Source organism: Rhizobium sp. AB2/73 (assembly GCF_020871915.1).
Classification (GTDB): Bacteria; Pseudomonadota; Alphaproteobacteria; order Rhizobiales; family Rhizobiaceae; genus Rhizobium; species Rhizobium dioscoreae.
In genome coordinates, this window is the sequence record NZ_CP067071.1 from 2,011,589 (window position 1) to 2,032,822 (window position 21,234).

Below are 21,234 nucleotides of genomic sequence, written 5' to 3' on the forward strand. Positions count from 1 at the left end.
TTGGGTTGCTCCACGGACGAATAGCGTTGCGAGTTGTGCCGCTATGTAGGGGAAACCCCGCCCTCGGGCAACGGCGAAACCTCGTCCGAGGGCATTATCCGCGTCAGAAAAGCCGTATTTTCTCAGAAGCCGGCCGCGTCCACCACACCCCGGTCGCAGCCGAAAGCCGTGCTGCCGGCACCTTGGATCAGTTTGGCGAGCCGCGGCTCATTGCCTGGTTGGGGATCGATCGCATCTTCCGAGAGACCGATGGTCAACTCCGAAATCATCCTGACGTCGCCGACACGGCGGCAGCTCATCTTGATACGCGCATTCGCGCCCTCGCCGAAGCTCTGGTCGAAGGCTGCCTTGATGCTCTCGGCATCCAGCTCCTTGCCGATATTCTGGGCGAAGAGATCGCGCACAGCAGATGTATTGAGTTCGGCGATCAGTCCAGCAGCGATGGAGAAATATTGGTCGGCGCTGAGCTTCGTGCAGGTGCCGTGCTTGATCCATTCATGCCGTTCCAAGCCGGATTGGGTGCCCGGCATTACCTTATCGAGCTTCACCTTCACGTCTTGGGAAAGTTGTACCGCCGGCAGGTCCTTCCAGTCGCGGCCACGATCCGCCTGTTTCAGATCCTCTGAAACATCGCAATATTCTTGCCGCATCGGCCAGAGACCATGCAGGGAGAAATTCGTCGCGTCATGGTTGTTCGACGATTGATTCCGGCATTCCGCCTTCTTCTGGTTCGTCTGACAAAATGCCGGCTCCCAGCTCGCCGCCAGGATAAAGCGCGTCCGCCCGCGGCTATGTTCCTGCGCCATGGCGCTCGCCGCCGTCCCGACAGAAATAAATACAACTGCAAATACCCGAAGCCACGGCTTCATTCTTGCCTCCAGCTAGAACATTATAGGAACAAATAAGCAGTTTGAGCGAGCGGGCGCAATCCTGAATCGCAGCGCTCGGAAAGATTTATTTTCTGTGAGCTTTACCACCTATCCATTGCATTCGGGCGGATGATAACCTTTCGTCCAACTGGGGAGGAACGAATATATGTTCGCCGAGACGAAGCGCCTGAAAAGTCCGACGGGCGCAACCCTTGCCTACCATCATTTGCCGGCGGCAACCGATGCTCGCGGCATCCTGCTGATATCGCACGGTCTTGCCGAGCATTCCCGCCGATACGAGGCCTTTGCCGATGCGATGGCAGGCCAAGGCTTCCATGTCTATGCCCACGATCATCGCGGCCATGGCGAGACGACCGCTCCTGACGCGCCGATCGGGCGCTTTGCCCGGAGAAATGGTGTCGAGCAGGTCATCGCCGATGTGCTCGCTATGCGCGAGCTCGCCGCAGGCGTCCATCCCGGCCTGCCGATCATCCTCTTCGGCCATTCCATGGGCGGGTTGATCAGCCTGAACACAGTCGTGACGCATCCGGACAAGTTCGATGGCGTCGCGGTCTGGAACTCGAATTTCAATCCGGGTGTCGCGGGGCGAGCCGCCCAGCTCATCCTGAAGACGGAGCGCATGTTCAAGGGATCGGACGTCCCGAGCGGGCCGCTGCCGAAACTGACCTTCGGCACCTGGAGTAAATCGATCAGCAACCGTCGCACGGATTTCGACTGGCTCTCGCGTATTCCTGGGCAGGTGGACAAATATATCGCTGATCCGCTTTGCGGCTTCGATGCCTCGGTCTCGCTCTGGCTCGACCTGTTCGAACTTACCTTCCGCGCACCACACAAGGCGCATCTCGATCGTCTCCGCCGCGACATGCCGATTCATCTCGTCGGCGGCGGCAAGGATCCGGCTACCGACAGTGCGAAAGCGATTTCCTGGTTGGCAAAGCATTTGAAAAAAGCCGGCTTCTCTCGTATCACCACCGAGATCTATCCCGACATGCGGCACGAGACGCTCAACGAAATCGGTGCCGAGGACGCCATCTCCCGATTTGCCGACTGGTGCAGAACGGCGGTAGCAAAGACCTGATTCTCAAGGAAATTCTGCAATGAACACCTCCAGCGGCTCCTCGGTCCGATTGCCGCAATCGGAGCTGACCTTCGGCTTGTCGATGATGTTTCTATCCGTCGTCCTCTCGCCGGTCATGGATATCTTCTCCAAACTCGCGGCAACCACCATTCCGCCGGCGGAAGTCACCGCTGCGCGCTTCATCTTTCAGTCGCTCTTTGCCTTGCCCATGATGGCCTTACGCGGACAGTGGGGCGTATGGTCGTGGCGCCATAGCGGCGCGCACGCGATCCGCGCCGCCCTTTTGACGCTGTCCATGGTCTCGTTCGTGAGCGCGTTGCAGGTCATGGAAGTGGCCGATGCCATTGCCATCTTTTTCGTCGAGCCGATGATGCTCACCATCCTCAGCAGCATATTCCTCAAGGAAACCATTGGCTGGCGTCGTTATACGGCCTGCGCAGTCGGCTTTCTTGGTGCCATGCTGATCATCCAGCCGAGCTTCCAGGAAGTCGGTTTCGTCGCCCTGTTGCCCGTCGTCACGGCGCTCTGCGTTGCGATTTATGTGATGATCACGCGCGTCGTCTCCCATAGCGAAGATGCGTGGCCGCTGCAGTTCCAAACCGGCCTATGGGGTATAGGCTTCAGTCTGATCCTGCTTGGCATCGGCAAGGCGACGGGATCTGTAATCCTTTATCCGGTTATTCCGGATCTGAAGGCAATGCTCTATTTGCTCGGCGTCGGCGCGACTGCGGCGGCCTCCGGCATCCTAACGGTCTATGCCTATCGCGCAGTACAAGCCTCGACGCTCGCACCGCTGCAATATTTCGAGATCGTTTCAGCAACGATCTTCGGCTGGCTCGTCTTCGACAATTTCCCGGATGCGATCAAATGGCTCGGCATTCTCATCATCATTGGCTCTGGGCTTTACATTCTCTGGCGGGAGCGGCGCTTTGCTTCCAAGCTCGTATCCGATACATCTGAAACTGCATTCACGCCCTAAGCGAGAGAGCGGATCGACATGACAGACCAGAAAACCAAGAAACCTCCGCTTTCCGGTATTCGTGTCATTGAGCTTGCCCGCGTGCTTGCCGGCCCCTGGGCCGGGCAGATGCTGGCCGACCTCGGCGCCGATGTCATCAAGGTGGAAAATCCCGACGGCGGCGACGACACGCGCCAATGGGGGCCGCCCTTCGTCGAGGGCAAGGACGGCGAAAATCTCTCCGCTGCCTATTATCACTCCGCCAATCGCGGCAAGCGCTCGGTAATCGCCGATCTCAAGACCGAGGAAGGCCAAGAGCTGGTACGCCGGCTGGTGAAGACGGCCGACGTGGTGATCGAGAATTTCAAGCTCGGCGGCTTGGTGAAGTATGGGCTGGATTATGAAAGCCTGAAGAAGATCAATCCCCGCATCGTCTATTGCTCGATTACCGGCTTCGGCCAGACCGGACCCTATGCCAGTCTCGCCGGCTATGACTATATCGTCCAGGGCATGTCCGGCTTCATGTCGATTACAGGCGAACCGGACGGACAGCCGATGAAAGCGGGCGTTGCCATTGCCGATATCTTCACGGGCATCTATGCCGTCTCGGCAATCGAGGCCGCCCTGATCCACGCTCTGAAGACTGGCGAAGGACAACTCATCGACATGGCGCTGCTCGATGTGCAATCGGCCGTGCTCGCCAACCAGAACATGAACTATCTGATCTCCGGCAAGCCGCCCGCGCGGCTCGGCAACGCCCATCCCAATATCTCGCCCTACGAAGTCGTGCCCACGGTCGACGGCTATCTCATCCTTGCTGTCGGCAATGACGGGCAGTTCCGCCGCCTTTGCGCCATTCTCGGCATGGAAGGCAAGGCCGATGACGAGCGCTATGCGACCAACAAGGCCCGCGTCGCCAACCGCAACGAGGTTCGGGCTTTCATCTCGTCGGAGACACTGAAGTGGAACAAGGCGGAGCTGCTGAAAGCCTGCGAGGCCAACGCCGTTCCGGCCGGCGCCATCAACACGATCGAGGACATGTTTGCCGATCCGCAGATTGTGGCGAGAGGCCTGAGGATCGATCTCGAGGATAGCGCCGGCACCGTCATTCCGAGCGTGCGGACACCGATCGTGCTGTCGGAAACGCCGTTGACCTATACGCGGCCGAGCCCGCGTCTCGGCGAACATCAGGAGGAAGTTCTGGCTGAATTGACCGAACTGGAGGGGAAGGCAGGCACATGAAGCGAATGGGCGGGCAACTTATCGTCGAGGCTTTGAAGGCCAATGGCGTGCAGCGCATGTCCTGCGTGCCGGGGGAGAGCTTTCTTGCCGTGCTCGATGCCCTGCATGACAGCAATATCAAGGTGCTCGTTTGCCGCCAGGAAGGCGGCGCGGCCATGATGGCGGATGCATGGGGTCGATTGACCGGCGAACCAGGCATTTGCATGGTCACCCGAGGCCCCGGCGCCACAAACGCCTCCGCCGGCCTTCATATTGCGCGGCAGGATTCGATCCCGATGATCCTTTTCATCGGGCAGGTCCAGCGCGATGCCCGCGAACGCGAAGCCTTTCAGGAAGTGGAATTCCGGCGCGCCTTTACCGAATTTGCCAAATGGGTCGGCGAGATCGACGATGCCGCCCGTATCCCGGAATTCGTCACCCGCGCCTTCGCTGTGGCAACATCGGGTCGCCCCGGTCCCGTGGTGCTGACCCTGCCCGAGGACATGCTGCGCGATGAGGTCGAGGCGCCACAAGCGCTGCCCTACGTCCCTGTTGCCGCTCATCCGGGCCGCCGCCAGCTTGCAGAACTTAACCAGCGCCTTGCGGCTGCGCAGCGGCCGATGGTCATCCTCGGCGGCACGCGCTGGAACGAGGAAGCGGTTGCCGGCGTGAGGCAGTTCGCGGAGCGTTTCAAACTGCCGGTCGGCTGCTCCTTCCGCCGGCAGATGCTGTTCGACCACCTGCATCCCAACTATGCCGGCGATGTCGGCATCGGCATCAATCCAGCGCTGGCAAGGGAAATCAAGGAAGCGGACCTGCTGATCCTTCTCGGCGGCCGCCTCTCCGAAATGCCGTCCTCCAGCTACACGCTGGTCGATATCCCCTACCCGCGCCAGCAACTCGTCCACGTCCATGCCGATCCCTCGGAACTTGGCCGCGTCTATCGTCCGGACCTGGCGATCTGTGCCAGCCCGGCGGATTTCATTGCGGCTCTCGCGGATTTGGAGCCACTGCACGAGATGCCTTGGGCCGACCGAACCGAGCGTATCCATGCCGCCTATCTTGCCTGGTCGAAAACACCGCAAGAATGCCCCGGCGCCGTCCATATGGGCCGCATCATGGATTGGATCGAAGCCAATACGGCCGATGATGCGATCTTCACCAACGGCGCTGGCAACTACGCGACCTGGCTGCACCGCTTCCATCGCTTCCGCCGTTTCAACACGCAGGCGGCGCCCACCTCCGGCTCGATGGGCTATGGCCTGCCGGCTGCGGTTGCCGCGAAACAGCTCTTTCCCGAGCGCGAAGTGATCTGCTTTGCCGGCGACGGCTGTTTCATGATGCATGGCCAGGAATTTGCGACCGCCGTTCAATACGGCCTGCCGCTCATCGCTTTGGTCATCAACAACGGCATGTACGGCACCATCCGCATGCATCAGGAGCGGGAATATCCCGGCCGCGTCAGCGCCACGGCGCTCGACAATCCTGATTTCGCGGCCCTTGCCCGCGCCTATGGCGGCCACGGCGAGACGGTGAAGACGACGGAGGAGTTTGGCCCGGCCTTCGAGCGGGCGCGAGCGAGCGGCAAACCGGCCATCATCGAGATCGCGCTCGACCCGGAAGCAATCACGCCCTCCCGCACCCTGACGGAAATTGCGCAAACAAAAGGCCGATGAGCGCGAGCCCACCGGCCTTTCAAAAATACGCCGGCCCGACTTAGTCGAGTGCTGCCGTTACGATGAATTCGACCTTATACTTCGGGGCAGCGAGCTTGGCTTCGCTGGTCGCACGGGCCGGCGTGTTGGCCGGATCGACCCAGGCTTCCCAGGCGGCGTTCATTTCGGCGAAGTAGGAAATGTCGGAGAGGTAGATGAGCGTCTGCAGGATCTTCGACTTGTTGGAACCGGCTGCAGCGAGCAGGCGATCGACTTCAGCGAGTGCCGACTTGCACTGTTCGGTTACGCTTTCACCTTCACCAACCTGTCCGGCCAGATAGACGGTGTTCCCGTGGATGACAGCGCCGCTCATGCGGGCGCCAACGTCGATACGCTTGATGCTCATGGTGTTCTCCTGATGTTGTTTTTCGACAGGTAAAAGGGCATGACCCACGGTCTGCCCTGCGCTCAAAAGGCCGGGAAAGGACCGTTCAGCCGCGGATATGATGCGTCTTCTGATAGATCGCCGTCGAGCGCGCGCCCGAGCGGCAATAACCGAGCATCGGGCGCGGAAGCTCGTCCAGCGCATCGACCATTCCCTGCAAGGCCTCTTCGGTCACGCCCATCGGACCGACAGGCACCTGGGTGATCTCCAGGCCGAGTTCCTTGGCGCGGGCTTCGATGACTCCAAACGGCGTCTGATCCTGGCTTTCGCCATCGGGGCGATGGCAGACGATGGACTTGAACCCCAGAGCCTTGATCTGGTCGAGATCCTCAACGGTAATCTGGCCTGACACCGAGTATTCATCGTCAATCGGGCGGATATCCATGGTTCATGTCCTCTCTAAAACCGTGGCCTTGATCTACGCCGCAGCAGGCCAAGCGTCAACCGCGGCGCACTCTCAAACGAAGGCAAAGTTGAGCATGAAATTGCGGGTTTCACCGGGCTGGAGAATATTGAATTCACCCGCCTCTTCCAGTTCGGACCGCGAGACCCAGCGATGCGAAACCGGCTCGATACCAAGCACATGGGCAGGCGCGCGCTGATTGCGCCAAACCTGCAGGAATGGCAGCGTGTCCGTTCCGAACCGCACCCTCAAGGTCTTCCCGCCGATGGCCGCGATTGGGCCGAGGCAGATTTCGGCCCAATCCTCCCCCTTGTCCTGTGCCGGCACGCAGAAGATATCACCGCCCTCCTCGCCGAAGGTCCAAGGAAAGCCGCCATTGTCAAGCATCTCTCCGGCAAGGCGCGTGCCGCTATCGAACCATTTGCCGCCGATGTTCATATGGTACATCAAAAAGACCGGCATCGCCTCGGTACTCGTATTGACGATGCGGTCGGCAAGCGAGACCTCGCCCGTGGCGCCATCGATCCGCCAAAGACGTTCCAGCCTTGCGGTGCGGCGTTCGGCTGTGATGACATCGATATCGGCGCGGCATTCCGCGTTGCCGTTCTCGAATTTGGTCCAGAGAATTTTGGCTGGATGAGACGAGAAGGAACCATGCAGCGGATAGCGCTTGCCTTCATAGGCGCCGGACATCGGCTCGGGGTGGCGGATATGATCCGGCCCGCAGGTGAAGAGGAAGCCCTGCACGGAATGACTGATACGCGGATCTCCATCGTCGGGAACGGCACTTCCGGGCGCAAGATTGTTGCCCTCGACGATGCAGGCGCCGATATCCAGGACAGAGCCTTCATCCAACGACAATTTCGGCCCCTTGGCCGCGGAAAAATCCATCATCCCTAAAGTCCTCCCTGATCGGCGCCGAGCACAGGTGCTGTCCCGAGGGGGCGCGCGACTGAAATAAACGATTATTTGGCTTACCAAATCTTAACTTGAAGCCTTGATCACATAAATTTTTATATTTTATTCAGCATGATAATCTAAATCTCCATACTGGCGTCAAAATTGCCATGTGTGTGTCAGCCGAACGACCATCCCGAGGATTCGACAGACGTGAACCGGTTCGTAAAATTGAGTTTTGCCTTGGCAACGACTGCCGCTGTATCTGCGATCGCACTCACCGATGCGCAGGCGCAATATTATCGCAGCGGCAACGGCAACACGGTTCTCGTCACTCCCGATGGCCGGATTCTTGATCAGTATCCTTATGGGGGCGGATATTCCATGGCACGCGACGGACGCGGCCGCCGGGTTCTGATCGATGCTTATGGCAATATCGTCGCCACTGAGATGAAGGCCAGCACCTATTATCCCCGCGCGCCCGCTCGCGACAGCTACGCTGATAACGGCAGCCGCTATGGCGATACGCAGCTTTCCAACAACGACGGTTATCAGGATTATCGTCAGTATCGTACCGACAGCTACGGAAATTACGACGGCGAGCCCGATAATGGTTACGGTCAGCAGGATCGTGGCGTGATTACCGGCGGCATTCCGCGTGACAGCGATATACAGCGCCAGCCGCTCGACAATCAGCCGTTGCCAGGCCAGAACCGCGGCCAGGCGAACCAGAACGGCAGTGATTACGCGTCGATCGATCCGCAACAGGGCGCACCTGACATCGTCAACAAGCCGCCACCGGCAGAGCCCGTTATTACGCTTAAGGGCAAGTCGAAGATGGAGATCACCGCGCTGGAGGTTTTCCTCGCGCGGCAGGGTATTTCGCCTGGTGCGATCGACGGCCGCATGGGCGCAAACGTCACCAAGGCCATCTATGCCTATCAGCAGATGACCGGCCAGACGCTTGATCCCAACAATACCGATTGGATTCTCGAGCAGCTGCGCATGTCCGGCGGCATGCCGATCGTCAACTATACGATCACTGCTGCCGATGCGGCTGGCCCCTACGTCGCTTCGATTCCTGAGGACTATGCCGCGAAGTCCCAGATGCCTTCCCTCGGGTACACGTCGACGACCGAAATGCTGGCGGAGCGCTTCCATATGGATGAAGGCTACCTGAAGGCGCTCAACCCCGGCGTCGATTTCACCGTGCCCGGCAGCACCATCAAGGTCGTCAATACAGGCCCCAGCAAGACCGGCACCGTTGCCAAGATCCTGGCTGATAAGGGCCGCAAGCAGGTTTTCGCCTATGATGCCAACGGCACGCTGATTGCAGCCTACCCGGCCAGCATCGGTTCCGCCGACACGCCCTCGCCGTCAGGCACCGTCACGGTCGAGCGCGTCGCCTTCAATCCCGGCTATACTTACAATCCGAAGATCAATTTCCAGCAAGGCGCCAACGACAAGGTGTTGAACATTCCGCCTGGCCCGAACGGCCCGGTCGGTACGGTCTGGATGGCCCTGTCGAAGCCGACCTACGGCATCCACGGCACGCCGGATCCCTCGCGGATCGGCAAGTCGCAGAGTCACGGCTGTGTCCGCCTCACCAACTGGGATGCGACCGAGCTCGCCAAAATGGTCAAGCCCGGCGTCGTCGTCGAATTCGTAGACTGATTGCCAAACATACCTAAACAAAAAAACCACCGAGTTTCCCCGGCGGTTTTTTCTTTGTCTTGAAATATCAGAGCACCACTATTTCCATCCGGCGCGTCAGGTAGTTCGGCGGCGTATCAGAAGCAGTCGCGGAACAAAGCCTTCGTGTTTTCGAGCGTCATCGGCACCGGGTTGCCGCCGGCACTCGGGTCTTCGATTGCCATGGCGGAGAGTTCGTCGATCCGGTCAGGTGCAATGCCCATAGCCGAGAGGCTTTCCGGCACGCCGAGTTCCGAGCGTAGCTTCAGCACATAATCATAGAAGCCGTCGAAACCACCCGAAATGCCAAGATAGGCGGCGGCGCGCGCAATCTTTTCTTCGATGGCTTTGCGGTTGAAGCGCAGGACAGCCGGCATGACGACAGCATTGGTCATGCCGTGATGGGTGTTGTAAACGGCGCCGATCGGATGCGAGAGTGCGTGAATGGCGCCAAGCCCCTTCTGGAACGCGACGGCGCCCATGGCAGCCGCACTCATCATGTTGGCCCGGGCTTCGAGATCCGTTCCTTCACGATAGGCGCGCGGCAGGAATTCCTTGACGAGCCGCATGCCTTCCAGCGCGATGCCAGCCGACATCGGATGATAGAAGGGCGAGGAATAAGCTTCCAGGCAATGCGCGAAGGCATCCATGCCAGTGCCGGCGGTGATGATCTTCGGCATGCCGACGGTCAGCTCCGGATCGGCAATGACGACGCCGGGCAGGAACTTCGGATGGAAGATGATCTTCTTCACATGCGTTGTGGAATTGGTGATGACGCTGGCGCGGCCAACTTCCGAACCGGTGCCGGCGGTCGTCGGTACGGCGACGATCGGTGCAATGCCCTCGACGCTGGCGCGGGTCCACCAATCGCCGATGTCTTCGAAATCCCAGACCGGCCTGGTCTGGCCGACCATGAAGGCGACGCACTTGCCGAGATCGAGGCCGGAACCGCCTCCGAAGGCGACGACGCCATCATGGCCGCCATCCTTGAACGCTTTCACGCCGGCCTCGAGGTTCTTCTCGTTCGGATTCGGATCGACGTCAGCGAAGATGGCGCGGCCAAGACCTGCATCTTCCAGAATATCCAATGCCGTCGCCGTGATCGACATCGAGGCAAGTCCCCGGTCGGTGATCAGGAGCGGCTTCTTCATGCCCAGGCTCTTGCAGGCGTCCGCGAGCTCCGTGATGCGGCCGCGGCCGAGCTTGAAGGCGTTCGGATAGCTCCAATTGGCTGAGATAGTGCTCATGCTGTTACTTTCTTCAGATGATAGGATTTCGGGCGCGTCAGATTGTGGAAGCCGATGATCGACAGCGAGCCGCCACGGCCGGTTTCCTTGACGCCGGTCCAGCACAGAGCCGGATCGAGATAATCGGCGCGGTTCATGAAGATGGTGCCGGTTTCGATTTCGCGGCCGATACGTGAGGCGCGCTCGACATCCTTGGTCCAGAGGGATGCCGTCAGGCCGTAGGGGCTGTCGTTCATCAGCTCCAGCGCTTCCGCATCGCTCTTCACCTTCATGATGCCGACGGCCGGGCCGAAGGTTTCCTCGCGCATGAAGGCCATGGAATGATCGACATTGACGAGGACCTGCGGCGCAAGATAGGCACCGCCATCATCGGCCGGGAACAGCTTCGGATCGACCAGCGCCTTGGCGCCCTTGGCAACCGCATCGGCGATCTGTTCACGCACGACCTTGGCGAAGCGCTTGTTGGCCATCGGCCCGAGCGACGTCTCAGGATCGAGCGGGTTGCCGAGCTTGTAATTCGAAACCCAGGCAACCGACTTCTCGACGAAAGCGTCGTAGAGCGATTCATGCACATAGATGCGCTCGATGCCGCAGCAGCACTGGCCGGAATTATAGGTCGCGCCATCCATCAGCGTATCGACGGCAGCGTCGAGATCAGCGTCTTCCATGACATAGCCCGGATCCTTGCCGCCAAGCTCTAGCCCCAGGCTGGTGAAGGTGCCAGCAGCCGCACGCTCGATCGAACGGCCGCCTTCGACGGAGCCGGTGAAATTGACGAAATTGAAACTACCGGCGGCAATGAGTGCCGAGGTCGTCTCATGATCCAGGAAGACATTCTGGAAGACATCGGCGGGAACGCCCGCCTCGACGAAAGCCTGCACCAGCCGCTCGCCAACGAGCAGCGTCTGGCTTGCGTGCTTGAGAATGACGGTATTGCCGGCCATCAGCGCCGGGGCAACTGTATTGATGGCCGTCATGTAGGGATAATTCCACGGAGCGATGACGAAGACCACGCCATGCGGTTCGCGCTCGATGCGGCGGGCAAAATTGGCGCTGTCCTCGACAACCAAGGGGGCAAGCGCATCGGCGGCGATCGAGGCCACATAGTTCGAGCGCTCGTTGAAGCCGCGATATTCGCCGCCATACTTGATCGGACGACCCATCTGCCAGGCAAGCTCCGGCACGACGACATCGGCCATCTCATTGAGCCGGGCCACCCCCTTCAGCACGAGTTGGACACGATCCTCCAGCGGGCGACGCGCCCAATCCCTTTGCGCCTTGCGAGCACGTGTGACGACTTCCTTGGCGGTTTCCAGCGACAGCGCCGGACGCTCGGCATAAACCTCTCCGTTCACGGGGGAGACGCATGTGATCATGGTCATGATCGAATTCCTGTTTTCCTGGTCATCCATTGATTGCCCGGATGTTGCGCAGGCAGCAGCCGCATTCAACGGAGAAACGGCGGACCGACATAACATCCCAGCGCCCTGCCCGATCATAAAATGAAAATCAGGCAGGAGGCAGATCGCAAAAGCCTTACGCTCTTTCGAATCCGCGCGCCACTTCCCAATCGGTGATGCGACGATCATACTCTTCCTGCTCCCATTCGGCAGCACGGGTATAGTGATCGATGACATCATCACCAAAGGCGGCACGCAGCATCTTCGACGTCATCAAGGCAGTCGTGGCATCGCGCAGCGTGCGCGGTATCTCACGGACTTCGCGCGCACCATAGGCATCCCCGACGAAGGGCGCCTCGAGCTCCAGCTTGTTTTCGATGCCGGCAATGCCGGCGGCGATGAGAGCTGCGAAAGCCAGGTAAGGATTGAGGTCCGAGCCCCCGACACGGCATTCGATGCGGATCGATTTCGTATCCTCGCCGCAAAGGCGATAACCGGCGGTACGATTGTCCTTGCTCCAGATCGCCTTGGTCGGCGCGAAGGTGCCGGCCATGAAGCGCTTGTAGGAGTTGATGTAGGGCGCCAGGAAATAGGTGATCTCGCTGGCATGCGTCAGAAGCCCGCCAACGTAATGCTTCATCATTGGCGACATGCCGTATTTGCCGCCTTCTTCGAAGAACTTCGGGCTCTTACCGTCGAGGCTCCAGAGGGATTGATGGATGTGCGAGGAGCTTCCGGCGGCACCGTAATTCCACTTCGCGAGAAAGGTGATTGCCTTGCCCTTCGACCAGGCGATCTCCTTGCAGCCATTCTTGATGATCGCATGGCGGTCGGCCATATCAAGGGCATCGGCGTAGCGGACGTTGATTTCCTCTTGTCCCGCCGAAGCCTCGCCCTTCGAATTCTCCACTGGGATGCCCGCCCCCTGAAGGCCGGTGCGGATCGCCCGCATCACCTCTTCCTCCTTAGTGGTCTGGAAGATGTGGTAGTCCTCGTTATAGCCGCTTGCGAGCTTCATGTTTCGATAGCCGGCTTCGCGCGCGCTGTCGTAACTCTGGTCGAACAGGAAGAATTCGAGCTCCGAAGCCATGTAGGCCCTGAGCCCCATGGCTTCCAATCGCTTCACCTGCTTCTTCAGGATGGCGCGCGGAGAATGCGCGACTTCCTCATGCGTATGATGGTCAAGCACATCGCAAAGAACGAGCGCCGTGCCTTCCAGCCAAGGAATGCGACGCAGCGTGGCAAGGTCTGGCTTCATGGTATAGTCGCCATAGCCCTTCTCCCAGCTCGTCGACTTGTAGCCGGAGACGGTTTCCATCTCGATGTCGGTTGCCTGCAGATAGTTGCAGCTATGCGTTTCCTTCCAGGCGCTCTCGATGAAGAATTCCGCCTGGAAGCGTTTGCCCATCAACCGGCCCTGCATGTCGACCTGGCATGCCAGAACCGTATCGATGCGCCCTTCGGCCACATCTCGCTTGAGGTCGTCGAACGTATAGCTGCTGCTCATAATTTGGTCCGCCTGAACAATGAATTGAAACGTCGGCCTGCCGAACGATACCACCTTGCGGGATAATCCGCGCGCGGGCCGCCGTGTCGCTACCGGTGAAAAGGGTCGCAGGTCTGCGACCCCATTGCTTGCAAAGATTGGACTTCGCTTACGTCTCGCCGACGGCGGCTTCCGCTGCCGCGATCTCAGCCTTGCGCTTGGCAATGGCATCGCCGATCGGCGGGCCCTTGAAGCGACGGCGCTCGAAACCGAACCAGACGATGGCCGTCAGAACCAGGAAGCCGACGGTGATAATGCCCGCCCAGTCGTTCGGCGGCTGAATGCCGAGAACGAAGATGATGATCATCGCGATGATCGACAGCACGGCAAACAGCTTGAACAGCCCTTCCCCGAGGTTCCAAGGGCCCATCTTGTCCCACTTCGCCGTACCCCATGCGAAAAGGCCGAGCGTGATCGGGATCGCAAAGGAGAAGAACAAGAAGATGACGGTGCACGAGACGACGATGGTGTAAACCGGCGTATCGCCGATCGATACCAGCGACGAACCCCAGACGAACAGGACGGAAAGGATCGACCCAGTCCAGATCGCTGAAACCGGCGTGCGGTATTTCGGGCTGACCCGAGACAGAGCCTTGGATCCCGGCAGACCGCCGTCACGCGAGAAGGCGAAGATCATGCGCGAAACCGAGGTTACCGTTGCGAGACCGCACAGCCACTGGCTGATGAAGATCAGCAGATAGAGAATGTCCTTCACGATGGGATTGACCTGTGCGTCCATTGCCCAGAAGAACACGTTCCAGCCCTGCTTGGCGGCATCGTCCATATTCGGCAGCATCAGCACGAACGAGCAGAGCATGATGTAGCCGAAAAGCGCCGACCATAGAACCGAAGACACCATGCCGCGCGGAACGGAATGGGCGGCTTTCACCGTCTCTTCCGACGTATGGGCCGAGGCATCGTAGCCGGTGATCGTGTAGATCGGCAGCAGAAGGCCGAGCGCGAAGACCCAGAAAGTCGAAACCTGCGGCCAGACCGGGGCACCGGTTGCCGAGCCGTCGGCAGCAATCGTCGCCAGACCGGAATAGTTGGTGAAGGTGAAAAGCCGCGCAAAATCATAGGACGGCGCAGCGATCAGGCAAACAGCCGCCAGAAGGATCGAGGTTGCGAAGATTAGATAACCGGAGAAGTCGGTCAGCTTCGCCGTCAAGCCGATACCCATGTGATTGACCAGCGCCTGCAGACCTGTGATGACCACCAGGAACACGATGCGCACCAGCGTGGTGTCGGTCATGTTGAAGTAGCCGCCGAATGCGCCGACGAAGAAGTAATAGGTGCCGACATTGATGGCGCCGAGGACGGTGACGAGGCCGAGCAGGTTGAACCAGGCCGTCAGCCAGCCGGTGAACCGATTGCCGAGGATCGAGCCCCAGTGGTAGAGACCGCCGGCCGTCGGATAGGCCGAACTGATCTGGGCCATCGCCACAGCGAAGACGAGCGATATGAAGCAGCCGACAGGCCAGCCGATACCAATAGCGGCACCGCCCGCACCCGATGTCGCTTGAGCCAGCGAATTGATGCCGCCGGATAGAATGCAGATGATCGAGAAGGACACGGCGAAATTCGAGAATGAACTCATGCGCCGTTCCAGCTCCTGAGCGTAGCCCATGGAGTGCAGGATCTGGATATCCTGCTTCTTGTCTAACTCTGAATAATCAGACATGCCATTCCCCCTAAAGCCCGGTTTCCCGCGGGATTGCGGAGAACCATGTGTCACATTGACCGCTGACATTTCGCCATGCGGCCCGATCGCAGTTGAACTGCTCCCCGGGGTCTTTTTCTTTTATGCTCAGGCTTCCAGACTGCTCTGGAGAAGCCCCGTCAGATAATCGGCCATGACCCCTTGGCCGACGTCATCTCGAATGAGGTCGTTGCGGACCTCGATCATTACGTTATGCAGACCATTGGCGAGCCCATGCAGCTTCAACGTATGGGTGACGCCGTCTTGAGGCCCGTAAGGCTGATTGCGCTCTGTCTGATAGAGCGGCGCCTCAGCTGCTGCATCAAGCATGCGATCGGCCAGCCAACGGTCTTCATCATGCAGAATGCCAAGCTCCACTGCCCGTGGCTTGCCATTATAGACCGGCGTGAAGCTATGGATTGTCACGATCACGGTTTTTTGTCCGCGCGCCGCCCGCTCCTTCAAAAGCGCCCGAATGCGATCGTGAAACGGGATGTAGAGCCCTTCCGTACGCGCTTTTCTATCCGCCTCGCCCAGGTGCTGATTGCCAGGAATCGTATAGATCTCGCTCGTCTCCGGCATGGCACCGGCGCTTTCGGGGGGCCTGTTGCAATCATAAATCAGCCGGGAGAAGCGCTGAAAAACCAAGGTGGCGTTCAAGCCGGCGGAAATTCCTCTTGCAACCGCGAGTGCGCCCGGATCCCATGCGATATGGCTGGAAAGCGCCTCGGCTGAAAGCCCGAGGTCGCCGAAGCGCTCCGGAAGTGCGCGGGAGGCATGCTCACAGACGAGCAAAACCGCACTGCTTCCGTCCGGTCTTTCGACCGCGACACAATCGCCATCCGCCTTCGTCAGAATGCCTTGCTGCGCAAGCATCGGAGACGCCCCATTACCGATTAATAAAATCTTTATAAGAAAAGAATTCTTCAGGTTTTCGCCGCTGTCAACTGGGAACTGAAATTATTTCTTCATTTGTGACATTGACTCGAAATGTGACACCGTTGTTATATCCTGCAAGGAAAGCGGCATCAGACCGTCCCGGGGAGCTAAAATCGAGTGAACAATGCGTCGAAAACAGTTTCGGACGTAATCAATGCGCGCTTTGACACGCTGACGCGCGCCGAAAAGCAGCTCGCCAAGAGCCTGCTCGACAACTATCCCGTTTCCGGGCTTGGCAGCATTACCACCGTCGCCGAAAATGCGCGGGTTTCGACCCCGACGGTCGCGCGCATGGTGCAGAAACTCGGATACAAAGGTTATCCGGACTTCCAGGCCCATCTTCATCAAGAGGTCGAGGCGACGATCTCCAACCCGCTGACAAAGCACGATCGCTGGGCATCCAACGCGCCAGGCACACATATCCTCAATCGTTTCGCCGACGCCATCATGGGCAACCTGCGACAGACCCTGTCCGACATCGACGTGACAACCTTCGATGGCGTTGCCGCGCTGCTGTCGGAAAGAAAACGCGGCCTTTATTTCGTGGGCGGGCGCATTACAGGGGCGCTTGCAGAATATTTCTTCACCCATATGCAGGTCATCCGGCCCAACACCACGCTGCTTTCTTCCAATTCGAGCACCTGGCCGCAATATGTCTTGAACATGAATCCGGGCGATCTGCTCGTCATATTCGATATCAGGCGTTACGAGCAGGAAATGGTCAATCTGGCTGCCGCCGCCCGCCGGCGTGGCGCGGAAATCATCGTCTTCACCGACCAGTGGGCAACGCCCGCCGCCAAGCATGCGAAATACACTTTTCGCGTGCAGATCGAGGCGCCGTCCGCCTGGGATTCATCGGTTGTCACCCTCTTCATCGTCGAAGCCCTAATCGAAGCCGTACAAAGTTCGACATGGGATGAGACAAGCGAGCGTATGAAGACACTGGAAGGTCTTTTCGAGCAAACCAAGCTGTTTCGCAAGCTAAGCTGAAGGGGAATGAAAACAGAAAATAACGGTTCGTGAAGAGTGTGAAATACAGCGACTGTCATACTTGTCGATTAGAAGCAAAAATCAACTGCGTTTTCAGCAAACCCAACGCTTTGAAGTCGTCACACAACCTTCATGTAACGTCATTAACAGCAACGCCAGACACTGAAAACCCAAAAGGAGGAAATGCAGTGATCTCGAAAATTCATCGTCTTCTGACAATTTCTACGGCGATGCTCGTCGCTTCGACGGCTATCGCGGCCGCAGAACCGAGCGCCGATCTCATCGCTGCCGCCAAGAAGGAAGGCACGCTGACCACGATCGCTCTGCCCCACAACTGGTGCGGTTACGGCGATCTCATCGCTGCGTTCAAGGCGAAATACGGCATTGAAGTCAACGAACTGAATCCAGATGCCGGCTCGGGCGATGAAGTCGAGGCAATCCGCGCCAACAAGGGCAACACCGGCCCGCAGGCTCCCGACGTGATAGACGTCGGCCTCTCCTTCGGCCCGACGGCCAAGAAGGAAGGCCTGCTGCAGCCCTACAAGGTGTCCACCTGGGATTCCATTCCGGACAGCGCCAAGGATGCCGAAGGCTACTGGTACGGCGACTATTACGGCGTTCTCTCTTTCGTCACCAATAAGGACGTCGTTAAGAACCCGCCGAAGGACTGGGCTGATCTCCTGAAGCCGGAATATGCTAACACCGTTTCGCTCGCCGGTGACCCGCGCACGTCGAACCAGGCAGTCCAGGCCGTCTACGCCGCCGGCCTCGCAGCCGGCGAAAAGGACGCCACCAAGGTCGGCGCCGCCGGTCTCGATTACTTCGCCAAGCTGAACAAGGCCGGCAACTTCGTTCCTGTCATCGGCAAGTCCGCTTCGCTGGCTCAGGGAGCAACCCCGATCGTCGTAGCCTGGGACTACAACGGTCTCTCCTGGCGCGACAGCCTGAACGGCAACCCGCCGGTGGACGTTACGGTACCGGCTTCGGGCGTCATCGCTGGCGTCTATGTTCAGGCGATCTCGGCCTACGCTCCGCACCCGAACGCTGCCAAGCTCTGGATGGAATTCCTCTATTCCGACGAAGGCCAGATCGGCTGGCTGAAGGGCTATTGCCACCCGATCCGCTTCAACGACCTGGCGAAGAACAAGAAGGTTCCGCAGGAACTTCTCGACAAGCTGCCGCCGGCCGCCGCTTACGAAAAGGCCGTCTTCCCGACGCTAGAAGAACAGGATGCCGGCAAGACCGCCATCACCACCAAGTGGGATTCTGTCGTCGGTTCGAACGTACAGTAATCCGACCTGACATGACCTCCCCGCTTCGGTGGGGAGGTTTTCCATTTTTCTGACGCCGCGGATTGGGTCAATCATGAGCATCGTCACAACATCGACAGTCAGTTCCACTCCCATGATCAACAAACGCGTGGTTGTCGACTGGCTGGGCATAGCGCCCTTCCTGATTTTCGCGCTGCTGTTTCTGATTTTGCCGACGATCTATTTGGTCGCAGGCGCGTTTCTGACGCCTGACGGCAGCCTGACGCTGAAGAATATCGGCGACTTGTTCACGCCGACGATCATGAGCGCCTATTGGATCAGTATCAAAATCTCGGTCGCTTCGGCGCTCGGCGGCGCGATCATCGGCTTTTACCTGGCTTGGGCGCTGGTCCTTGGCGGGCTTCCCAGCTGGATCCGTCACGCCTTCCTGACTTTCTCGGGGGTCGCATCGAATTTCGCCGGCGTGCCGCTGGCCTTCTCGTTCATTGCCACCCTGGGCCGCCAGGGTCTGGTCACGATATTGCTCGCTCACTTCGGCTTCAACCTCTACGGCACCGGCTTCAACCTGCTGAGCTTCTTCGGCCTGACCATTACCTATATGTACTTCCAAATCCCGCTGATGGTGCTGATCATTACACCTGCGCTCGACGGCATGAAGAAGGAATGGCACGAAGCGGCTTCCATTCTCGGCGCAACCAATGGACAATATTGGCGGATGGTCGCCCTGCCGATCCTCTGGCCGAGCCTGCTTGGCACGACGCTGCTACTGTTTGCAAATTCGTTCGGCGCCATCGCGACGGCAATTGCACTTACCGGCAGCTCGCTGAATATCGTTCCGATCGTGCTCTATGCGCAGATCCGCGGCGACGTGCTGCACAATGCCAATCTGGGCTATGCGCTTGCGCTGGGCATGATCGTCATCACCGGTATTTCGAACGTCATTTATATCTTGATGCGCATGCGCGCTGAACGGTGGCAGAAATGAAGCTGCAAAAATTCTTCGCCTGGATCGCCGTTGCCATCGGCCTCATCTACTTCCTGGTGCCGCTCATCGGTACACTGGAGTTCTCGCTGCGCATGCGACGCAACGCTTACAGCTTCGACGCCTATGCCTCCGTTTTTTCGGATTTCGGCTTCATAACGGCCTTTGGCTTCTCTATGTTGATGGCGCTTCTGACCATCATCTTCGGCATGTTGCTCGTTGTGCCCACGGCCTATTGGGTGCGGCTACGGTTGCCGCAGCTTCGGCCTGTTGTAGAATTCATCACCCTGATGCCGCTGGTCATTCCGGCCATCGTCATCGTATTCGGCTATCTGCGGCTGTATAATTCGTCGTCGATCCTGCCGCTGACCGGCTATAATTCGACGACGAACATTCTGCTCGTCTGCTCCTACATTGTATTGTCCCTGCCCTATATGTATCGTTCAGTCGATACGGCGATGCGTACCATTGATGTCGGCACGCTGACGGAGGCTGCCGAAAGCCTTGGTGCAAAATGGACAACCATCATGTTCAAATGCATCTTTCCAAATGTCATGAGCGGTGTGCTGTCCGGAGCGTTCATCACCCTTGCGATCGTCATGGGTGAATTCACCATGGCATCGCTGCTCAACCGTCCGGCATTCGGGCCCTACATGCAGCTCATGGGCGCCAATAGAGCTTACGAGCCCTCTGCCCTAGCCATTATCGCACTTGCCGTTACCTGGCTCAGCATGGGCTTGCTGCAGCTTGTTTCCCGTTTCTCAAAATCCGCTCCGATTAAGGCGTAAGGCTTCTCACCATGGCTTTTCTCGAACTCACCCACATCAAGAAATCATTCGGCGAAGTTCAGGTCGTCCACGATTTCAATATGCAAATCGAGAAGGGAGAATTCATCTCCTTCCTTGGACCGTCGGGTTGCGGCAAGACGACTGTGCTGCGCATGATCGCCGGTTTCGAAACGCCGACCGCCGGCACCCTGTCGATCAACGGCAAGGATCAGCGCGCCCTGAAGCCGAACCAGCGCAATATCGGCATGGTGTTCCAGGCCTACGCGCTGTTCCCGAACATGACGGTGCACGACAACGTCGCTTTCGGCCTCAAAGTGGCCGGCATGGCAAAGCCCGACATCGACAAGCGCGTCAAGGAGATGCTGGCTCTCATCAAGCTCGACCATCTCGCCGGCCGCTATCCCTATCAGATGTCCGGCGGCCAGCAGCAGCGCGTGGCGCTCGCCCGCGCCATCGCCGTCAAGCCGCAGGTGCTCCTGCTCGACGAGCCGCTTTCGGCGCTCGACGCGAAGATCCGCATCTCGCTGCGCGAAGAAATCCGCGCCATCCAGCAGCAGCTCGGCATCACCACCGTTTTCGTGACCCACGACCAGGAAGAAGCCCTGTCGATCTCCGATCGCATCGTCGTCATGAATGCCGGTCGCGCCGATCAGATCGGCACGCCTTTCGAGATTTACAACACGCCGGCAACCCGCTTCGTCGCTTCCTTCGTAGGTACGCTGAACCTGATCGAAGGCAAGGTCGTCGATCCCGACAGCAACCGCATCATGATCGGCGATCAGGGTGTGACCCTGAAGCAGTCGGTGACGGCCTATAAACCGGGCGACACCGTATCACTCGCCCTGCGTCCGGAAGCCGGTTCGCTGGCGGAATCGGCCAAAGGCGATACGGCTCTCACGGGCGAAGTCTCTTCAGCACACTTCCTGGGCTCGGTTATTCGCACCCGTATGAACGTTGCTGGCAATACGATTTCCTTCGACATGTTCAACAGCCCCGGGATGATGCCTCCGAGCGTCGGCGAGAAGGTGACGCTGCGCTTCGCCTCCTCCGATCTGCTCGTGATTCAGGATTGAGAAAGCACCCTGCGTCGCAGGGTCATTTTGGAAAATTATTCACGGACGCCGGGTCAGAAG

19 protein-coding genes are annotated in these 21,234 nt (G+C 59.0%); 10 read left to right on the forward strand and 9 right to left on the reverse strand.

Going from position 1 to position 21,234, the window contains the following annotated elements:
- Window positions 1–122: 122 nt before the first annotated feature.
- Complete coding sequence (locus I8E17_RS09995; RefSeq protein WP_069612557.1) at window positions 123–869, reverse strand: ribonuclease; 747 nt, start codon at window positions 867–869, stop codon at window positions 123–125.
- Window positions 870–1,035: 166 nt separating this feature from the next.
- Between I8E17_RS09995 and I8E17_RS10000 the strand changes: the two genes are divergently transcribed.
- From I8E17_RS10000 to I8E17_RS10015, 4 genes are read left to right on the forward strand one after another with little or no spacing between them, the layout of a single operon-like run.
- A complete protein-coding gene (locus I8E17_RS10000) occupies window positions 1,036–1,968 on the forward strand; it encodes an alpha/beta hydrolase (protein WP_113366035.1) in 933 nt (310 codons plus the stop codon).
- A 19-nt stretch (window positions 1,969–1,987) separates the two neighbouring features.
- A complete protein-coding gene (locus I8E17_RS10005; protein ID WP_069612559.1) occupies window positions 1,988–2,947 on the forward strand; it encodes a DMT family transporter in 960 nt (319 codons plus the stop codon).
- Between the two features lie 18 nt (window positions 2,948–2,965).
- On the forward strand, window positions 2,966–4,168 hold the full coding sequence (locus tag I8E17_RS10010; RefSeq protein WP_069612560.1) for a CaiB/BaiF CoA-transferase family protein: 1,203 nt from the start codon (window positions 2,966–2,968) through the stop codon (window positions 4,166–4,168).
- A complete protein-coding gene (locus I8E17_RS10015; RefSeq protein ID WP_069612561.1) occupies window positions 4,165–5,823 on the forward strand; it encodes a thiamine pyrophosphate-binding protein in 1,659 nt (552 codons plus the stop codon). Before I8E17_RS10010 ends, I8E17_RS10015 begins: the two co-directional genes overlap by 4 nt.
- A gap of 40 nt (window positions 5,824–5,863) precedes the next feature.
- Here the strand turns inward: I8E17_RS10015 and I8E17_RS10020 are convergent, their stop codons facing one another.
- The 3 genes from I8E17_RS10020 to I8E17_RS10030 form a co-directional block, all read right to left on the reverse strand.
- Window positions 5,864–6,208 (reverse strand): RidA family protein, encoded by a 345-nt coding sequence (locus I8E17_RS10020; protein ID WP_112721022.1) that lies wholly within the window; start codon window positions 6,206–6,208, stop codon window positions 5,864–5,866.
- Window positions 6,209–6,293: 85 nt separating this feature from the next.
- Window positions 6,294–6,632, reverse strand: a complete 339-nt coding sequence (locus I8E17_RS10025) for a sulfur transferase domain-containing protein (protein WP_219510695.1) — start codon at window positions 6,630–6,632, stop codon at window positions 6,294–6,296.
- Between the two features lie 72 nt (window positions 6,633–6,704).
- The gene (locus I8E17_RS10030; protein ID WP_069612564.1) at window positions 6,705–7,544 is read right to left on the reverse strand and encodes a DUF4432 family protein; all 840 of its coding nucleotides are present in this window, start codon (window positions 7,542–7,544) and stop codon (window positions 6,705–6,707) included.
- Window positions 7,545–7,760: 216 nt separating this feature from the next.
- Between I8E17_RS10030 and I8E17_RS10035 the strand changes: the two genes are divergently transcribed.
- The gene (locus I8E17_RS10035; RefSeq protein WP_113366034.1) at window positions 7,761–9,221 is read left to right on the forward strand and encodes a L,D-transpeptidase; all 1,461 of its coding nucleotides are present in this window, start codon (window positions 7,761–7,763) and stop codon (window positions 9,219–9,221) included.
- A gap of 116 nt (window positions 9,222–9,337) precedes the next feature.
- Here I8E17_RS10035 and I8E17_RS10040 read toward each other — a convergent pair whose 3' ends face one another.
- The 5 genes from I8E17_RS10040 to I8E17_RS10060 form a co-directional block, all read right to left on the reverse strand.
- Entirely contained in the window at window positions 9,338–10,486 is a 1,149-nt protein-coding gene (locus tag I8E17_RS10040) for an iron-containing alcohol dehydrogenase (RefSeq protein WP_069612566.1), read from the reverse strand.
- Entirely contained in the window at window positions 10,483–11,868 is a 1,386-nt protein-coding gene (locus I8E17_RS10045) for an aldehyde dehydrogenase family protein (RefSeq protein WP_069612842.1), read from the reverse strand. Before I8E17_RS10045 ends, I8E17_RS10040 begins: the two co-directional genes overlap by 4 nt.
- A 154-nt stretch (window positions 11,869–12,022) precedes the next feature.
- Window positions 12,023–13,393, reverse strand: a complete 1,371-nt coding sequence (locus tag I8E17_RS10050; protein WP_113366033.1) for a glutamine synthetase family protein — start codon at window positions 13,391–13,393, stop codon at window positions 12,023–12,025.
- 148 nt (window positions 13,394–13,541) lie between these two features.
- A complete protein-coding gene (locus I8E17_RS10055) occupies window positions 13,542–15,113 on the reverse strand; it encodes an amino acid permease (protein WP_069612568.1) in 1,572 nt (523 codons plus the stop codon).
- A 126-nt stretch (window positions 15,114–15,239) separates the two neighbouring features.
- Window positions 15,240–16,007, reverse strand: coding sequence for an N-formylglutamate amidohydrolase (locus I8E17_RS10060; protein WP_069612569.1), 768 nt, complete (start codon window positions 16,005–16,007; stop codon window positions 15,240–15,242).
- A gap of 180 nt (window positions 16,008–16,187) precedes the next feature.
- Between I8E17_RS10060 and I8E17_RS10065 the strand changes: the two genes are divergently transcribed.
- From I8E17_RS10065 to I8E17_RS10085, 5 genes are all read left to right on the forward strand, one after another.
- Window positions 16,188–17,060 (forward strand): MurR/RpiR family transcriptional regulator, encoded by an 873-nt coding sequence (locus I8E17_RS10065; protein ID WP_069612570.1) that lies wholly within the window; start codon window positions 16,188–16,190, stop codon window positions 17,058–17,060.
- 188 nt (window positions 17,061–17,248) lie between these two features.
- Window positions 17,249–18,352, forward strand: coding sequence for an ABC transporter substrate-binding protein (locus I8E17_RS10070; protein WP_069612571.1), 1,104 nt, complete (start codon window positions 17,249–17,251; stop codon window positions 18,350–18,352).
- Window positions 18,353–18,425: 73 nt separating this feature from the next.
- On the forward strand, window positions 18,426–19,316 hold the full coding sequence (locus I8E17_RS10075) for an ABC transporter permease subunit (RefSeq protein WP_113332876.1): 891 nt from the start codon (window positions 18,426–18,428) through the stop codon (window positions 19,314–19,316).
- Entirely contained in the window at window positions 19,313–20,101 is a 789-nt protein-coding gene (locus I8E17_RS10080; protein WP_015340397.1) for an ABC transporter permease, read from the forward strand. Before I8E17_RS10075 ends, I8E17_RS10080 begins: the two co-directional genes overlap by 4 nt.
- Before the next feature lie 11 nt (window positions 20,102–20,112).
- Window positions 20,113–21,174, forward strand: a complete 1,062-nt coding sequence (locus I8E17_RS10085; RefSeq protein WP_069612572.1) for an ABC transporter ATP-binding protein — start codon at window positions 20,113–20,115, stop codon at window positions 21,172–21,174.
- The last annotated feature ends 60 nt before the right edge of the window (window positions 21,175–21,234 follow it).

What these genes read in the sequence shown, in the direction of transcription:
- I8E17_RS09995 (WP_069612557.1), bottom strand. Translation starts at nt 869, where the DNA reads ATGAAGCCGTGGCTTCGGGTATTTGCAGTTGTATTTATTTCTGTCGGG.
- I8E17_RS10000 (WP_113366035.1), top strand. Translation starts at nt 1,036, where the DNA reads ATGTTCGCCGAGACGAAGCGCCTGAAAAGTCCGACGGGCGCAACCCTT.
- I8E17_RS10005 (WP_069612559.1), top strand. Translation starts at nt 1,988, where the DNA reads ATGAACACCTCCAGCGGCTCCTCGGTCCGATTGCCGCAATCGGAGCTG.
- I8E17_RS10010 (WP_069612560.1), top strand. Translation starts at nt 2,966, where the DNA reads ATGACAGACCAGAAAACCAAGAAACCTCCGCTTTCCGGTATTCGTGTC.
- I8E17_RS10015 (WP_069612561.1), top strand. Translation starts at nt 4,165, where the DNA reads ATGAAGCGAATGGGCGGGCAACTTATCGTCGAGGCTTTGAAGGCCAAT.
- I8E17_RS10020 (WP_112721022.1), bottom strand. Translation starts at nt 6,208, where the DNA reads ATGAGCATCAAGCGTATCGACGTTGGCGCCCGCATGAGCGGCGCTGTC.
- I8E17_RS10025 (WP_219510695.1), bottom strand. Translation starts at nt 6,632, where the DNA reads ATGGATATCCGCCCGATTGACGATGAATACTCGGTGTCAGGCCAGATT.
- I8E17_RS10030 (WP_069612564.1), bottom strand. Translation starts at nt 7,544, where the DNA reads ATGATGGATTTTTCCGCGGCCAAGGGGCCGAAATTGTCGTTGGATGAA.
- I8E17_RS10040 (WP_069612566.1), bottom strand. Translation starts at nt 10,486, where the DNA reads ATGAGCACTATCTCAGCCAATTGGAGCTATCCGAACGCCTTCAAGCTC.
- I8E17_RS10045 (WP_069612842.1), bottom strand. Translation starts at nt 11,868, where the DNA reads ATGACCATGATCACATGCGTCTCCCCCGTGAACGGAGAGGTTTATGCC.
- I8E17_RS10050 (WP_113366033.1), bottom strand. Translation starts at nt 13,393, where the DNA reads ATGAGCAGCAGCTATACGTTCGACGACCTCAAGCGAGATGTGGCCGAA.
- I8E17_RS10055 (WP_069612568.1), bottom strand. Translation starts at nt 15,113, where the DNA reads ATGTCTGATTATTCAGAGTTAGACAAGAAGCAGGATATCCAGATCCTG.
- I8E17_RS10060 (WP_069612569.1), bottom strand. Translation starts at nt 16,007, where the DNA reads ATGCTTGCGCAGCAAGGCATTCTGACGAAGGCGGATGGCGATTGTGTC.
- I8E17_RS10075 (WP_113332876.1), top strand. Translation starts at nt 18,426, where the DNA reads ATGAGCATCGTCACAACATCGACAGTCAGTTCCACTCCCATGATCAAC.
- I8E17_RS10080 (WP_015340397.1), top strand. Translation starts at nt 19,313, where the DNA reads ATGAAGCTGCAAAAATTCTTCGCCTGGATCGCCGTTGCCATCGGCCTC.
- I8E17_RS10085 (WP_069612572.1), top strand. Translation starts at nt 20,113, where the DNA reads ATGGCTTTTCTCGAACTCACCCACATCAAGAAATCATTCGGCGAAGTT.